Source organism: Streptomyces sp. NPDC013317, assembly GCF_055563155.1.
This window is the reverse complement of sequence record NZ_JBVHDX010000003.1, coordinates 146424-161699: the sequence shown is the minus strand read 5'-3', so window position 1 is coordinate 161699 and position 15276 is coordinate 146424. Positions and strand designations below refer to the sequence as shown.

Genomic DNA, 15276 nt, shown 5'->3' with positions numbered 1-15276 from the left:
GCGCCGAGTCGTGGAGCCATGCCCGGCGTACCGGTCGGCGATCAGCCTGCGGGCTTCCGGGTGTCTGGGCGGCTGCCCCGGAGCCGGCGGAGCGCGAGCAGTCCGCCGACCCCCGGGATGACGGCGAGCCATCGGGCGCCCGACGAGGCGGCGCCGGGAGCCGGCCAGGCCGCCGCGATCGTGACCAGGTAAACGGTCCCGTGCAGCGGTCCGATCAGGGATGAGACCGCGGGCGCGTGCGCCGTGAGCAGGTTGGCCAGCAGGGCGACCAGGGAGGCCGCCTCCGCGGCGGCGGCGATACGAAGGACGCGCACGGTCGTCACGCCCCCGTCGTCGAGCCGGGCCGGACGATCATGAGGACCACGACGACCGCCCACAGCACGTTGAAGACGCCCGTGAGCATGGCCAGCCGCGCCGCCGTCGCGCGCGAGGCCGAGTCGTCGGCGCCTCCGGCGGTCTCGGCCCCGTCCAGCACGCGCCGCTGGCCGGGGAGGATCGCGAGGATCAGGACGGCGGCGGCGATCGCGGTCAGCGCCAGCGAGGTGAGCAGCCAGGCGTCGGTGAGGACGCCGAGCTGGATCGCCGTGGCGATGCCGAAGACCGGGACGGCGACGCCGGCGACGGCGTAACCCCGGCAGATCCGGTGCAGCAGCGCGGCGACCGAGGAGGTCTGCCGCGCGTAGCGGGGGAAGAGCGAGGCGGCGACGGTGATCGGCCCGACCACCAGAATCGCCGCGAGTACGTGTATGGACAGCAGCAGCTTGGTCACTGCGGGCCCCTCCAGCCGATGCGCTATATGTTGGCTGCCAATAGATAGCATGTCTACTGCTTCATTGAGTAGGCTGCCTACCTATGAGGGCTGATGCGGTGCGAGGGCACCTCGACGGACTGCTGCTGGCCGTACTGGAGCCGGGGCCGCTGCACGGGTACGCGATCATCACGGCGGTCCAGCAGCGCAGCGGAGGCGTGCTCGACCTGCGCACGGGCACGATCTATCCGGCGCTCAACCGGCTGGAGCGCATCGGTCTGCTGAGCAGCAGCTGGGACGCGACCGGCGAACGCCGGCGACGCTGCTACGAACTCACCGACGCCGGGCGCGGAGCGCTCGCGGGGGAGCGGGCGGCCTGGCACGAGTTCACGACGGCGATCGGCTCGGTCCTCAACCCCGCCGCCCCGCCCAGGCCCGCGACATGAGGGCGCGCAGGGACGTGGCGGACCGCACCGATCCCACCAATCCCACCGACGCTATCGACCCCACCCACACCGTCGGCTCCCCGGACCCGATCGACGCATACGCCACGGAGCTGCGCGGCGCGCTCCACGGTCCGCGCCGCATCGCGGAGCGCCTCGTCGAGGAGGTGCGCGGCGGGCTGGCGGACGCCACGGAGGCGTACACCCGCGAGGGAACGCCCTACGGGGAAGCGGTCCGCGAGGCGGTACGGGAGTTCGGGACGCCCGCCGAACTCGCCCCCGCCTGCCAGCGCGAACTGACGATCGCCCAGGCCCGCCACACGGCGCGCTCCGTCGTTCTCGTGGCCCCGCTGCTCCTCGCCTGCTGGTACACCCTCGTCACCACGGGGACAGGTCAGGACGGGCTGCTGCCCCGAACGGCTCAACTGCTGGCCGTCGTCGCGGGCGCCGCCGCCCTCCTCGCCGCGAGCGCCCTGGCGGCCACAGGCACACTCGCCCGCCGCCTGCCCACCCCGGAGCGCCTCCCGCTCCTGGTCGCGTGGACGGGCACCACGGCCACGGTGTCCATGGCGCTCGCCGCCCTCTCGCTGGCCGTCGCGTCCTTCATGACCGCGCAGTGGCCCCTGATCGCCCTGGCGTGCGGCCTCGCCGCGGCCTCCCACGCCCTCACGGCCTCCTCGGCCCGCGCCTGCCGCCGCTGCGCACGGCTGCCCGCCTGACGCCGCACCTGACCGCCGCGCCTGACCGCCGCGCCTGACCGCCGCGCCCGGTGTCCGAGCGCCTCAGACTCCGGCGGCCAGGGCGTCACTCACCCGCACCTCCAGCGGTGCGCGGAACGAGAGCAGGTCCAGGACGGGCGGAGGCGGCGCACCCGGGGTGAGCCGGAGGCCGGGGAGACGGCCGGCCGCCGCCTTGAGGGCCACCGCCGCCTCCGTACGGGCCAGGGAGGCGCCCGGGCAGCGGTGGCGGCCCGCCCCGAACGACAGATGGTGGCGGACGTTGGCCCGCGAGGGGAGCAGCCGGTCCGGGGCGTCGAAGACCTCGGTGTCGGAACCGCTGCCCATGAGCATCAGCAGCAACTCGGCGCCGGCGTCGAGCCGTACGCCGCCCAGCTCCACCGGCGCCGCCGTCACCCGGCGCCAGGTCGTCACGGGCGGCTCCCGGCGCAGCACCTCCTCGACCCACGCCTCGGCAAGCCCCTCCTCGTGTGCCACTCGCTGCCACAGGCCGGGTTCGGCGAGCGCGCTGCGCAGGACCGTCGCGATGAGCTGGCCGGTCGTGGACTGCCCGGCGATGAAGACGAAGAAGCAGGCGCCGACCGCCGTATGCACGTCCACCGCCTCGCCGTCGGGCAGACGGTGGCGGGCGAGCGCCCCCACGAAGCTGTCCGGCGCCGCCTTCCGGTCGACGACGACCGATGTCAGCCACTGGTGGAACTCGCCGACGAGCGCCGCGAGTTCGACCTGCCGCTCCGGAGTCGGCCGACCGTAGAAGAGCTCCAGCGAGGCGTCGCTCCAGCGCACCAGCGTCACAGGGTCCAGACCGTCGATCCCCAGGAGCTCCATCATGACCCGGCAGGGCAGGGTGTGCGCGAAGGTGCCGAAGAGGTCGCCGGAACCCCGCGCGTCGAGCTCCGCCCGTACGCCGTCGAGGAGTTCGCCGGCCACCCGCTCGATCACCGGCACCGCCGCGGCGACCCGCTGGGCGTTGAAGAACCGCGTCACCACGCGCCGCAGCCCGGCGTGGCTCTCGGTCGCGTTGTTGGCCAGGGCGGGCCGCAGCCGGAATCCCGCGCGGGCGAGGAGCCGCAGCGCCGGAACGGCCAGTGGAGTGACCGCGTGCTGAGCGTTGTCCGGCCGGAACGCCTCCGGATCGAGCAGCACCCGGCGGATGTCCTCGTACCGGCTGACCAGCCACAGACCGGTGGCGGCGTCGTGATGGACCGGTGCCTCGGTGCGCAGCGCGTCCAGCCAGGGGTACGGATTGGCGACGAACTCCTCGCCGAACAGGTCGAGCAGCCCGATCCGGTCGGCGGGACCGACCAGGTCGCGCAGCGGACTCGGCGCGGGCGCGGAGCCGGTCCCGCCACCGTACGGGCAGGGGCCGGCCGGACCCGTCGGAGATGCGGGCCCGGGCCCGCCGGGAGCGGATGTCACGCTCGCGGACGCTAGCACGCGCCCGCACGCCTACCGGTCGGTCTGTGCGAGGGATCACGCGGGAATCCGCGCAGGCCAGAGGCAGTGCTGCCAGGACGGCAGGGCACCGGCCCCGCACACCCCGGGACCGGCGCCCTCGTCCGTCACTCCCGGGTCAGGAGCCCGTCAGGACGACAAGCCGCTGCGTCGCCCGGGTCATCGCGACGTAGCGGTCGACCGCTCCCTCGACACCCGTGCCGAACGCCTCCGGGTCGACCAGGACGACCAGGTCGAACTCGAGACCCTTCGACAGTTCGGGCGTCAGCGAGCGGACACGGGACGTCTCACGGAACGCGGGGTCGCCGATGACGCAGGCGGTCCCCTCGGCATGTCCGGACAGCCACTCGTCGAGGATCGCGTCGCGGTCCGCGACGGAGCCGTGGCCGACGGGCACGCCGCTGCTGCGGACGGAGGCCGGCACGTTGGCGTCCGGAAGCGCCGCCCGGATCGCCGGCTCCGCCTCCGCCATGACCTCCTCGGGGGTGCGGTAGTTGATGCCCAGCGAGGCCACCTCGATCCGGTCGAATCCGATCCGCTCCAGCCGCTCCTCCCACGACTCCGTGAACCCGTGCCGGGCCTGCGCACGGTCGCCGACGATGGTGAAGCTCCGGGAAGGGCAGCGCTGGAGCAGCATCTGCCACTCCGCGTCGGTCAGTTCCTGGGCCTCGTCCACGACGATGTGCGCGAACGGACCCACGAGCAGGTCCCGGTCGGTGCCCGGCAGCGCGGTCTCGTCGATCAGGCTGTCCTGGAGGTCCTTCCCGCGCAGCATCCGCACCGCGCCCTCGCTCTCGTCGCCGGCCTGGTCGATGTCGGCGGTCGTGATGATCTCGTCGATCACCCGGGCCATCCGCTCGCGCTCGGCGGCGACGGCGGCCTGGTGCTGCCGCTTGCGCCGTGCCGCCTCCGGGTCCCCGAGCCGCTGCCGCGCCGCGTCCAGCAACGGCAGGTCGGACACCGTCCAGGCCTGCGCGTCCGCCCGCCGCAGCTTCCGCACGTCGTCGGGACCCAGCCACGGGGCGCACATGCGCAGGTAGGCGGGGACCGACCAGAGATCCCCGACGAGGTCGGTCGGTTCGAGCAGCGGCCACGCGCCATAGAGCGTGTCGGCCAGTTCCTGGTCGTTGCGGAGCGATCTCTGGAACACCTCGGGTGCGACGTCGCCGTCGAACTTGCCCAGCAGGATCGTGGTCAGCTCCTCCCAGATCAGGTCACGCGCCTCGTTGTGCGGGGTACCCGGCTCCGGTGCGGCGAACGCCTCGGTCCAGTCGTCGGCGCTCAGCCAGAGGTCGGCCCAGTCGGTCGTGACGTTCATGCCCTCGCGGGGCGGCTCCTCGTAGAACGCGACGGCCTTCTCGATCGCCCTCACCATGTCCGCGGACGACTTCAGACGAGCCACCTCGGGGTCGCTCTCGGCCGACGCCCGGGCGCCCTCAGCGACGAGGTCGCGCACGGTGCAGGTCTGCACGCCCTCCTCGCCGAGACTGGGCAGTACGTCCTCCACGTAGGACAGGTAGGGCTGGTGGGGCCCGACGAACAGCACGCCGCCGCGGCGGTGGCCGAGACGGGGGTCGGAGTAGAGGAGATGCGCGGTGCGGTGCAGGGCGACGACCGTCTTCCCCGTGCCGGGGCCGCCGTCGACGACGAGCGCGCCGCGGGATCCCGCTCGGATGATGGCGTCCTGGTCGGCCTGGATGGTGGCCAGCACGTCGCGCATCCGGGGCGACCGCGTGGCGCCCAGGCTGGCGATGAAGGCGGACTGGTCGTCGAGCGCGGCGTGCCCTTCGAGCCCGTCGGCCGTGAACACCTCGTCCCAGTAGTCGCTGATACGGCCGCGGGTCCAGCGGTACCTGCGACGGCTCGTCAGACCCATCGGGTCGGCGTGCGTGGCCGCGAAGAACGGCGCGGCCGCGGGGGAGCGCCAGTCGAGCAGCAGCCGGCGCCCCTCGCTGTCGGTGAGGCCGAGCCGTCCGATGTACACGGGCTCCGGGTCGTCGGCGGCGACGACGTGCCCGAGGCACAGGTCGAGGCCGAAGCGGCGCAGGGTGCGCAGGCGGTTGCTCAGCCGGTGGATCTCCGCGTCCCGGTCCATCGCCTCGCGACCGACGCCGCCGGGGGCCTTACGCGTGGCGTCGAGGCGCTCGGACAGTTCGGCGATCGTCTGCTCCAGGCTCTCCGCGATCGCCACGAAGTGCTGCTCGTCACGGCCGATCAGCGCCGGGACGGCCTTGGCGGAGAGGTGGCCGGGAAGGTCGAACGCACTGTGGGGCAGGGCGGTCACACGCACTGGGTGAATCTCCTATGTCCGCAGGTGGCTGGCTTAGATGGGCGATTGTGCGGCACCACCGGGGCCTTGCCGCAAGCCCCCCTGTGCGCTATAAGTTAAGAGTGGCGAGGAGTGGGTACACCTCCCCGCCCCCATTGCCCGCTGAGTCCGGGCAGCCCCACACCCCCGCAGCGCGCGACCTCCCGCGTCCTACGATGTGCGCGGGAGGTCGAGAGCCGGTGAGGACACCACAGGGCGGCGGCGAGGTGGAGGCGCAGTGAGCGACAGGACGGCGCTCACCCTGCGCATCGTCGGCAGCGACCTGCCGGGACGGACCTGCGGAGACCACCAGGACGTGCACGTCGCGGTGCAGCGCGGGCGCGAGCCGGAAGGCGCGGTGCCCGCGGACGCCGCCGAAGCGGTGTGGGAGTTCACGGTCGAGACGCTGCTCGCGCCGGACGGGACACGAGACTTCCGCGGGCCCTACGTCCAGGGTCGGCGCGGCGCCCGCTTCCTCTACCTCAGCTGGGGCGAGGTACCGCCAGGGGGAGCGTTCACGATGTTCCGCCGGGCCAAGCTCTTCCTCGACGACCTCCCCGCCCAGGCCGTGGAGCACGGCTCCGCCGAAGCACGGCTCGGCCTGACTGACGCCTGCGGCACGCCGCTCTGTGCCGCGGTGCGCCCGCCGCGCGTCCGGTGGACGACTCGCTGACCGTCCGGCCGCTCCGGGGGTGCGGCGCGTGACCCCCTCACTTACGCTCGCCGACAGACGGCGAACACACCAGGGAGTGGGCTCATGTCCGGACAGTTCGAGGCGACGACGGACGTGAACCGTCCCATCGACGAGGTCTTCGCCTTCCTCGCCGACGGCCGTAACGACCCGAAGTTCAGCCCCCGGGTGCAGAGGATCGAGCGCGTCCCCGACACGCCGACGGCCGTGGGCACCGTCTTCCGCAGCACGGTGAAGGACGCCGGGATGAAGACGGCGCGCGAGTTCCGCATCACCGAGTTCGACGCACCGCACCGGCTCCGCTGGGCCGAGATCTCGAAGAACATCGTCACGGCCGCCCAGGGCGGCTACGACCTCGAACCACTCCCGAACGGCGGAACCCGGGTCAGGATCTTCAACGTCCTGGAGGGCCACGGACTCGGCAAGCTCCTCGTCGGCCTCGCGCTCGGCGCGGCCCGCAAGGACGCCGACGCGTTCGGCCGCCGCATCAAGGCTGCGGCCGAGGCGTCGTGACCACGTCCCCTGCCTGGCGTTCAGGTACGTCCGTGGATGCCTGACGCACGCTCACATGTTGTCGGCCCGTTCTCCGGGTGTCCGCTGGTCCGATGCGGGCCGGCTGGGATCGCGCACGTACGGTAGAGGATCGCTGGCGGCCGTGCGCCGCCCCGAGGAATCGACGACCAGGAGCCCCGCACCGTGATCGCCCGCGCATCCCGTCCCCTCCGCAGCGCGCTGTCGGCCCTGACCCTGGCCGGCGTGCTCGCCGCCACGGCGGTCGGATGCGCCTCGTCCGGCGACGGAGGGGACGGCGACTCCGCCCCGCCGGCGCCGCCGTCCTCGTCCCCCGGCGCGGTCGTCCCGCCCGAGCCCCACGTCGGGTTCGACTACCAGATCGGGGGGCCCTACCCGCCGCCCCCCGGAGTCGGAGCGGTCTCCCGTGACCGCACGGCGAAGCCGGCCGACGGGCTCTACAACATCTGCTACGTCAACGCTTTCCAGGCCCAGCCGGACGCCACCGAGTGGTGGCAGGATCATCACCCCGACCTGCTCCTCCGGAGCTCCTCGGGCGAACTGGTCGTCGACCAGGACTGGGACGAGGCCCTCTTCGACATCTCCACCCCCGCCAAGCGCGAGCGTCTCGCCGCCATCGTCGGCGCGTGGATCGACGGCTGCGCCACCGCCGGGTACCAGGCGGTCGAGGCCGACAACCTCGACTCGTACGAACGCTCCCAGGGCCGTCTCACAGCCGAGCACGACCTCGCCTTCGCCCGGCTGCTCGTCGGGCGTGCCCATGCGGCCGGACTGGCGATCGGACAGAAGAACGCCGCCGAACTCGCGCCGCGGGGGCGGGACATCGGCTTCGACTTCGCGGTCGCCGAGGAGTGCGGCCGGTACGACGAGTGCGCACCGTACGCGACCGCCTTCGACAACCGCGTGCTGGTCATCGAGTACGAGCCGAAGGGCCTTTCCCGGGCGTGCGCACGCTGGGGCGGCACCCTCTCCATCGTGCAGCGGGACACCGACGTCCGCCCCGCGGGCGCGGACGGCTACGTCCGCGCGACCTGCTGACAGCCTGCTGGACGGCGCGCGCATGCCCGCACCGGTCCGCGCCGGGCGGCGGCCGGTACGACAGACGTGCGTCCCCGGACCGGCCCTGTGACACGGGCGGGTCCGGGGACGCGGGGGCGTCAGGAGAGCTTGCCGTCGTAGTCCGGGAGCTTGAACGTCCGCTCGGCGTGACCGCCGACGAAGTCGGTGGGCCGGTTGCCGATGTTCGCGATGATCGTGTAGCCCCGCGCCTCGATCTCGGCGCGCTTGGCCGTCTTGTAGGTGCTGACCTCGTCGAAGAGGTCGGGCAGGCTGCGCACGTAGAGCCCGGCCACGGGGTAGCCCACGGCCTTCAGGTTGTACTGGGTCAGCGCGTGGATGATGCCGGGGCGCGCGGTGACGAAGAAGACGGCCACGCCGCGGGAGTGCGCGTACTGCGCGAGGTCGCGGACGTCCTGCACGGCCGGCGTCGGCAGGTGCAGGAAGAAGTGGAAGTCCGTCTCCAGCGACGTGTTGTCGATGTCGAGGACGATCGCCTGCTTCTCACCACCGGCGTTCGAGCTGCGCTGCTCGATGTACGGCCGGGCCTGGTCGACGACCGCCCTGACGTCGCGCCGCCAGGTGCCGTAGTCGACACCGGCGAGGTCGGCGATGCCGCCCGTGGACGCCGCGGTCACGGCGGCGGGAGCCGCCGCGGGCACGGAAGCCGCGGGCGCGGCCATGGCGGTGGCCGGGGACGCGACCAGGATGCCGACGGCTGCGGCGGCGGACAGGGCCGTTCTGGCGCGGAGGGTGTGGCGATGCATGTGGGGGATCTCCTGTGGACGAAGGCACGTCCGGGGGACGCGCCTGGACGAACACGACGGTTTGGCATGTTCGCGACTAGATTCACGCTTGCGCGACGCCATGTCTACCGGCCGGTAGGAAATTCCTCGTTCACACGCGGTTAACGCACAACTCCTCCCTCGCGCACGGGTCCTGCACCTTCCGTATCCTCGCCGCCCGCCTCCGTGTTCCCCGGTCCGTGGCCGTGGCCGTGGCCGTCGCCGCTGACCGCCCGTGCCCGATACCGCCCCGGCGTCGTTCCGAACTCGCGGCTGAAGGCGTGCGAGAGCGCGTACGGGGTTCCGTAGCCGACCCGGCGGGCGATCGCGGTCAGGGAGTCCCCGGTGTCGCGCAACGCGGCGGCCGCCAGGGTCAGTCGCCACCAGGTGAGGTACGCCATCGGCGGCCTGCCCACCAGGGAGGCGAAGCGCCGCGCCAGCGTGGGGCGCGAGACCCCCGCTTCCGCGGCCAGCCGTTCGTTGGTCCACGCGGCGGCCGGGTCGGCGTGCAGCGCACGCAGCGCGGCGGCGGTCACGGGGTCTCCCAGGGCCGCCGACCACGCGCCGCCGTCGCCCCGGTCCACCCAGGCCCGGATCATGTAGACGAGCAGGAGGTCGACGAGGCTCGGGACGGCGACACCGGAGCCGGGGCGCCCGGCGGTCAGCTCGCCGCCCAGCAGGCCGATGGCGGCCCTCAGTTCGGGATGGTCCCCCACCCGGTTCGGCAGATGGACCACGGTGGGCAGTTCCGCCAGGAGCGGGTGGACCCGGCTGTGGTCGAGGCGGTACTTGCCGCACAGCAGCTCCACGCCTCCCGGCACCGGCCGGGCCAGCCGGCGTGGCCCAGGCGGGCCACCCGTCCAGCGCTCGAACGGCATGGCCCGTGCGACGGTCGCCGCGTCGGCGGGGGAGTCGGCGATCACATGCCCCGTACCGTGGGGCAGCAGGACCGCGTCCCCCACCCCGAGGGAGACCGGCGGGCCGCCGTCGGGCAGCAGCCAGCAGCCGCCCTCCAGCACCACATGGAAGCCCGCGCCGTCGTACGGAGCGAACCGTGCGCACCAACTCCCGCCCACCCGAACCCGCTCGGACACCGCCTGCCCCGTGCGTACCGCCGAGATCGCGTCGCTCACCACATCCATGACGGCCACTATCCCTGGCGTCACCGGTGAGACGCACTCGTATGCACAGGAGCAGTGCGCGCATTGAGAGCCTCACTCAGGCGTCCCTATGGTCGTGGACATGAACACCACGCAGAGCCCGCAACGCATGATGCTGGGAGACGTCGAGGTCGTCCGGCTCGTCGAATGGCGAGGCGCGTTCGCCCCGGCCCGAGGCCTGGTCCCCGATTCCGGGGCCGAGGTGTGGCGCGACAACGCGGAGTGGCTCGCCCCTGACCACTGGGACCCGGAGCGCGACAACGCCGTGATGGCGCTGCAGACCTGGGTCCTCCGCAGCGCCGGGCGGACCGTCCTGATCGACACCGGAGTCGGCAACGGGCGCGAGCGGCCCGGCTCGCCCCAGTTCCACCACTGGCAGGGCGACTTCCTCGGCGGCCTGGCACGCGCCGGCATCCGGCCCGAGGACGTCGACATCGTCGTCAACACCCACATCCACGCCGACCACGTCGGCTGGAACACCACCGACGCCGCGGGGGAGTGGGTCCCGACCTTCCCCCGCGCGCGCTACCTCGTCCCGGCCGCCGACGACGTCCACTTCGGCCCGGACAACCTCGGGGGAGCCGGTCGGCACCCCGACGACCGGCTCGTGTACGACGACAGCGTCGCGCCCGTGCACCGCAGCGGCCAGGCCGTGCTGTGGGAGGGCACCCACCGCATCGACGAGCACCTGACCCTGGAATCCGCACCCGGCCACACTCCCGGCTCCGCCGTGCTGCGGCTCGACTCCGGCGGCGACCGCGCGGTCTTCGTCGGCGACCTCCTGCACAGTCCGGTACAGATCCTCAGGCCGTCCTGCAACAGCTGCTTCTGCCTGGACCCGGACGAAGCCGTCAAGAGCCGCCGACGCATCCTCGAACGGGCCGCCGCCGAAAGGGAACTGGTCGTCCCCGCCCACTTCAACGGCACCGGCATCGTGGAGGTCCGGCGCGAAGCCGACGGCCTCTCCGTCGCACCGTGGCCGGTCGGGGTCGCGCCGTCCGTCCTCGCGTGACCGAGCCGCCGGGCAGCAAAGAAGGGGGTGGGTGCAGCCCGCGACGACTGCGCCCACCCCCCCTTCGGCCGACGACTCAGCCGGCCGCCTTGTACGCCGCCCTCAGCTTCGCCACCGCACCCGTCAGATCACCCGTCAGGAGCAGGTGGTCCGCCTCGGCGAACGGCTTCGCCGTCGCCTCCGTGACGTTCTCCCCGATCTCCCGCTGGACGATCGACCGTGCCTTGCCCAGCAGGACCCTGCCTTCCGCCGAGGTCCCGTGGCCCGTCGCCTGGAGCACCTTCGCGGCCACGCCGATGGCCCGGAGAGCCGAGTCCCCACCTTCCGGAGCCGCCGTGAGCGTGGTCAGCCCCCAGCCGTACGGGAACTGCGGATCGTACGCGGTGTCGCCGACGTTGACCGGCAGCTGCGCCTCGGACTTCGGCCAGGTGACCGGGAGCTGCCCGGTGAACGGACGCGCACCGTAGAGGACGTCCGCGACTCCGTCGCCCTCCGTGCCCGGCAGCCACGAGGCGACCAGGGCGTCGATCGCGCCGAGCCGGTCACCGATGAGCTGCGGGCGGCCGGAGACCACCAGGACGGCGCACGCCATCGCGGCGCAGACCTTGTCGACGGCCGCCTTGTCGGCGGCGGTCAGTTCGAGGTCGTGACCATTGCCGACGTCACCGAACCCCTCCGCGTACGGTGTCTCGCCGACGACGACCACGCCGACGTCATAGCCGTCCGTGGCGGCCGAGGCGTCCTTGGAGTACGCGATCTCCGCGTCGGGCGCCGCCTTCCGCATCCCTTCGAGGATCGTCGTACCGGGAGTCGTCCGCCCAGGCGCACCCTGCCAGCTGATCGTCCAGCCACCCGCCTGGTTGCCGATGTCGTCGGCGTTGGAGCCGGCGACGTACACCTTCTGCGACTTCTTGAGCGGCAGCACCCCGCCCGCGTTCTTCAGCAGCACCTGGGACTTGGCGACGGCCTCCCGCGCCACCGTACGGTGCCCGGTGGAACCGATCTCCCCGAGGTGGGAGGTGTCGGCGTAGGGCTGCTCGAAGAGGCCCAGCCTGAACTTCTGCGTGAGGATCCGCGCCACCGCGTCGTCGATGCGCGCCTGTCCGACGCGACCCGCCGCCACCTCCTCCTTGAGCGTCCGCGTGAAGTCCTGGTAGTTCGTCGGCACCATGATCATGTCCAGCCCGGCGTTGACCGATGTCCGTACGTCGCTCGGGTAGTCGCCCGGGATCTGGTCGATGGCCTGCCAGTCGCTGATCACGAACCCCTCGAAGCCCATCCGCTCCTTCAGGACACCGTTGATCATCTCCGCGTTGGCGTGCATCTTCACCGGCCCCAGGTCGTCGCCCAGGACGTCGAGCGAGGAGTACGAGGGCATGACCGTGCCCGCCCCGCGCTTCACCGCCTCGGCGAACGGCGCGAGATGCACCGCCTCCAGCTCCTCCCGGGTGACCTTCGTGACGCCCTGGTCGATGGTGTACGAGCCGGTGGTCGAGGACCCGAACTCGGTTCCGCCGTCGCCCACGAAGTGCTTCGCGCTGGTCAGCACCTTGTCGTTCCGGTCCAGGTCCCGGCCGTCAGGCGCGCCCTGCATCCCGTTGATCACGGTCTCCATGGCGGTCACCAGGGCGGGGTCCTCGCCGTACGCCTCGTAGGACCGGCCCCAGCGCTCGTCGCGCGTGACACACAGGCAGGGTGCGAAGTCCCACGGGATGCCCGTGGCCCGGACCTCCTTCGCCGTCACGGCGCCCGTCCGCTCGGCGATCTTCGGGTCGCGCGACGCGCCGATGCCGATGTTGTGCGGCATGATCGTCGAACCCACGACGTTGTTGTGCCCGTGCACCGCGTCCACGCCGTAGATCAGCGGGATCTGGAAGCGGGTCGCCTGCGCGCGCAGCTGGTACGAGTCGATCATCTTCGCCCACGCGGCAGGCGTGTTGGGCGAGGGCACCGACCCGCCGCCCGAGAGCAGCGAGCCGAGGTCGTAGGAGGCGATGTCGCCCGGCGACCGCAGCGCGTTCCGCTCGGCCTGTGTCATCTGACCGGCCTTCTCCGCGAGCGACATCCGCCCCAGCAGATCGGCGACCCGCTTCTTCACCGGAAGCTTCGGATCCAGGTACGGCAGACCATGGGCGTCCACGACGACGAGCGGGTTCTCCGCGGGGGCCTTGGCGCCCGTCACGCTCAGCGTGAGCGGGATCGTCTCGGCCGACTCCGCGGACCGGTCCTTCTTCGTGACCACGGCGATCGAGCGGGAAGCGCCGGAGGCCGTGCCGGCCGGGAAGGTGAGGGTGCCGGTGACCGGCGTGTAGTCGGCGCCGGGCCGTGCGCTGCCACCTTCGGTCGCGTACGCGACGGTGACCGGCTCGGCGAGCGGGGTGGAGCCCGTCGTGCCGACGGAGACCTTCACCTGGGCGGTACCGCCCTCGCCCACCGGATGGACGATGGCCTCGGTGACGACCTTCGTGTTCAGGGCCGGTTCGGCCTTGCCGTAGAGCTCCACGCCGTCCAGGGCGAACGTGCCGGGGGAGCCGGGCGGCAGCGTGAGGGCGTACCCCCACATCCTGTCGAGCCCGAGGACCTGGTCGATTCCGCCCACCGGCTGGTAGTCGGCGCGGTACTGGAAGTCGGAGAACGGGATCTCGACGAGGTGCCAGCCCTCCCAGTCGTCCGTGAACGAGGTGGTCCACAGCTCGGACGCCTCGCCGTTGGCCCCGCCGTCCTTGAGCTCGAAGTGGATGCGCTTGCCCGATCCGGGCGGCAGCGGAGCAGTGTTCTGGCCGTACCACCAGAAGCGGATGCCCTTGGAGGCGGTCCAGTCGTGGGCGGGCTTGTCGAAGGCGAAGTCGTGGGTGAACCCGCCCCAGCCGCTGATGTCGTAGTCGCCTTCGAGGACCTTGGAGCCCTCCGGGGCGTCCGCCCGCTCGGCGATCCGCAGCTTCGGCGGGTCGTCGGCGTCACTGCCCCAGGTGAAGAGGCCCTCCGCGGGCGGGTTGGCGAAGGGGATCTCCCCTTCGAACCGGTCGACGGCCACAGGCGGGGGCGGCGGCTCGTCGGCGGCGGCGCTCGGCAGGGCTCCGGTGAGCAGAGTGCCGAGCAGAGCGGTGACGGCGATCACCGCCGTGGATCGTGGCATTGCGGCTCCTTGTACGGGACTGGGACGTACGGGGACTGGGGCAGGCCAGGGGGCCGGGACGCCGGGGCCGGGACGTACCGGATCGGGGGCGCTCGAGGGCGGATCGGACGCGGGCAGGGACCCATGCGTCGGACCTACGGGGACGGTCGGAGCCGGTCCGGTCGCGGCCCGGCTGGACGCGGGGGCCCGCGCCCGGCTCATCCGGGCGGGGGAGCGGTTGTGGGCGTGGGCGCGGAGCGCCGGACCACGAGTTCGGTGGGCAGGACGACCGGCTCGCGGGGCATCGGTTCGCCCGCGAGGCCGGCGAGAAGCATCGCGGCGGCCGTCTCGCCCATCCGGCGCATGGGCTGGCGGACCGTCGTCAGCGCAGGTTCGGTGTGCCGGGCCATGGGGATGTCGTCGAAGCCGACGACGGCGACGTCGTCGGGGACGCTCCGCCCGGCCTCCCGCAGAGCCCCCAGGACGCCCGCAGCGATGAGGTCGTTGTGCGCGAAGACGCAGTCGAAGTCCCAGCCCTCGGCCAGCGCCCGCCGAACCGCGCGGACGCCCGTGTCCTCGGTGAACTCGCCCTCGACGACCAGTTCGGCGGGCAGGACGTCTCGGAACCCGTCCAGCCGGTCGCGTACGCAACCGAAGTCGCGACGGCCGGTGACGACGAGCGGGCGGGTACGGCCCGAGGCGCGGAGATGGTGCGCCGCGGTCGCGCCCCCGGCCCGGTTCGTGGTGGCGACCGAGGGGAACGCGGGGTGATGGCCGCGGTCGTCGATGAGCACGACGGGCAGTCCGCGCCGGTGCATCGCCGTGATCGTGTCGAGGGTGCCCTCCGGCTCGACGACGAGAAGCCCGTCGAACGCCCTCGCCGAGACCTGGCCGGCGAAGTGGCTGACGGAGTCGGCGCCCCTGTTGCAGGTGAAGAGCAACAGGCCGTATCCGGCGGCCTCGACGGTGTCGACGACCCCTTGGAGCACCTCGCCCATCCACGGCCAGGTGAGCGAGGGCGTCAGCATGCCGATCGTGCGGCTGTTGCCGCGTGCCAGGCCCACCGCCCCCGAGCTGGGTACATAGCCCAGTACATCGATCACTTCACGAACACGGGCGGCCGTGGCGGAGTCGACCTCGGCCCTGGTGTTCAGGACCCGGGAGACCGTCGTCTTGCTGACACCCGCCCGACGTGCGACATCGGCGATCGTGACACGCATCGGGAGCCTCCGCGT

Annotated in this window: 14 protein-coding genes; 6 read left to right on the top strand and 8 right to left on the bottom strand. The window is 72.6% G+C overall.

Annotated elements, in window-relative coordinates; translation table 11 throughout:
• Window positions 1–41 precede the first annotated feature (41 nt).
• Window positions 42–323, bottom strand: coding sequence for a hypothetical protein (locus tag ACZ3IJ_RS09610; RefSeq protein WP_467467124.1), 282 nt, complete (start codon window positions 321–323; stop codon window positions 42–44).
• A complete protein-coding gene (locus ACZ3IJ_RS09605) occupies window positions 320–769 on the bottom strand; it encodes a DUF2269 family protein (RefSeq protein WP_467467123.1) in 450 nt (149 codons plus the stop codon). Before ACZ3IJ_RS09605 ends, ACZ3IJ_RS09610 begins: the two co-directional genes overlap by 4 nt.
• 83 nt (window positions 770–852) lie before the next feature.
• On the opposite strand from ACZ3IJ_RS09605, the gene ACZ3IJ_RS09600 reads away from it, so the two are divergent.
• The gene (locus tag ACZ3IJ_RS09600; RefSeq protein WP_467467122.1) at window positions 853–1194 is read left to right on the top strand and encodes a PadR family transcriptional regulator; all 342 of its coding nucleotides are present in this window, start codon (window positions 853–855) and stop codon (window positions 1192–1194) included.
• Window positions 1191–1910, top strand: coding sequence for a permease prefix domain 1-containing protein (locus ACZ3IJ_RS09595; RefSeq protein WP_467467121.1), 720 nt, complete (start codon window positions 1191–1193; stop codon window positions 1908–1910). Before ACZ3IJ_RS09600 ends, ACZ3IJ_RS09595 begins: the two co-directional genes overlap by 4 nt.
• 63 nt (window positions 1911–1973) lie before the next feature.
• On the opposite strand, the gene ACZ3IJ_RS09590 is transcribed toward ACZ3IJ_RS09595, so the two are convergent.
• Entirely contained in the window at window positions 1974–3347 is a 1374-nt protein-coding gene (locus tag ACZ3IJ_RS09590) for a cytochrome P450 (RefSeq protein WP_467467120.1), read from the bottom strand.
• A gap of 154 nt (window positions 3348–3501) precedes the next feature.
• Entirely contained in the window at window positions 3502–5673 is a 2172-nt protein-coding gene (gene helR / locus ACZ3IJ_RS09585; protein WP_467467119.1) for an RNA polymerase recycling motor ATPase HelR, read from the bottom strand.
• A gap of 256 nt (window positions 5674–5929) precedes the next feature.
• Here helR and ACZ3IJ_RS09580 point away from each other — a divergent pair, with 256 nt between their 5' ends.
• The 3 genes from ACZ3IJ_RS09580 to ACZ3IJ_RS09570 all read left to right on the top strand — a co-directional run bounded on the left by ACZ3IJ_RS09580 (window position 5930) and on the right by ACZ3IJ_RS09570 (window position 7951).
• Window positions 5930–6364, top strand: coding sequence for a DUF5990 family protein (locus ACZ3IJ_RS09580; RefSeq protein WP_467467118.1), 435 nt, complete (start codon window positions 5930–5932; stop codon window positions 6362–6364).
• An 84-nt stretch (window positions 6365–6448) separates the two neighbouring features.
• Complete coding sequence (locus tag ACZ3IJ_RS09575) at window positions 6449–6895, top strand: SRPBCC family protein (protein WP_467467117.1); 447 nt, start codon at window positions 6449–6451, stop codon at window positions 6893–6895.
• A gap of 183 nt (window positions 6896–7078) precedes the next feature.
• Window positions 7079–7951 carry an endo alpha-1,4 polygalactosaminidase gene (locus ACZ3IJ_RS09570; protein ID WP_467467116.1) on the top strand — a complete coding sequence of 291 codons (873 nt, stop codon included), beginning with the start codon at window positions 7079–7081 and terminating at the stop codon, window positions 7949–7951.
• Between the two features lie 119 nt (window positions 7952–8070).
• Here ACZ3IJ_RS09570 and ACZ3IJ_RS09565 read toward each other — a convergent pair whose 3' ends face one another.
• The gene (locus tag ACZ3IJ_RS09565) at window positions 8071–8736 is read right to left on the bottom strand and encodes an HAD family acid phosphatase (RefSeq protein WP_467467115.1); all 666 of its coding nucleotides are present in this window, start codon (window positions 8734–8736) and stop codon (window positions 8071–8073) included.
• A 140-nt stretch (window positions 8737–8876) separates the two neighbouring features.
• Entirely contained in the window at window positions 8877–9896 is a 1020-nt protein-coding gene (locus ACZ3IJ_RS09560) for an AraC family transcriptional regulator (protein ID WP_467467114.1), read from the bottom strand.
• 100 nt (window positions 9897–9996) lie between these two features.
• Here ACZ3IJ_RS09560 and ACZ3IJ_RS09555 point away from each other — a divergent pair, with 100 nt between their 5' ends.
• A complete protein-coding gene (locus ACZ3IJ_RS09555) occupies window positions 9997–10926 on the top strand; it encodes an MBL fold metallo-hydrolase (RefSeq protein WP_467467113.1) in 930 nt (309 codons plus the stop codon).
• A 76-nt stretch (window positions 10927–11002) separates the two neighbouring features.
• On the opposite strand, the gene ACZ3IJ_RS09550 is transcribed toward ACZ3IJ_RS09555, so the two are convergent.
• Together ACZ3IJ_RS09550 and ACZ3IJ_RS09545 are read right to left on the bottom strand one after the other, a co-directional pair.
• A complete protein-coding gene (locus ACZ3IJ_RS09550) occupies window positions 11003–14062 on the bottom strand; it encodes a glycoside hydrolase family 3 protein (RefSeq protein WP_467467112.1) in 3060 nt (1019 codons plus the stop codon).
• A gap of 197 nt (window positions 14063–14259) precedes the next feature.
• On the bottom strand, window positions 14260–15261 hold the full coding sequence (locus tag ACZ3IJ_RS09545; protein WP_467467111.1) for a LacI family DNA-binding transcriptional regulator: 1002 nt from the start codon (window positions 15259–15261) through the stop codon (window positions 14260–14262).
• Window positions 15262–15276 lie beyond the last annotated feature (15 nt).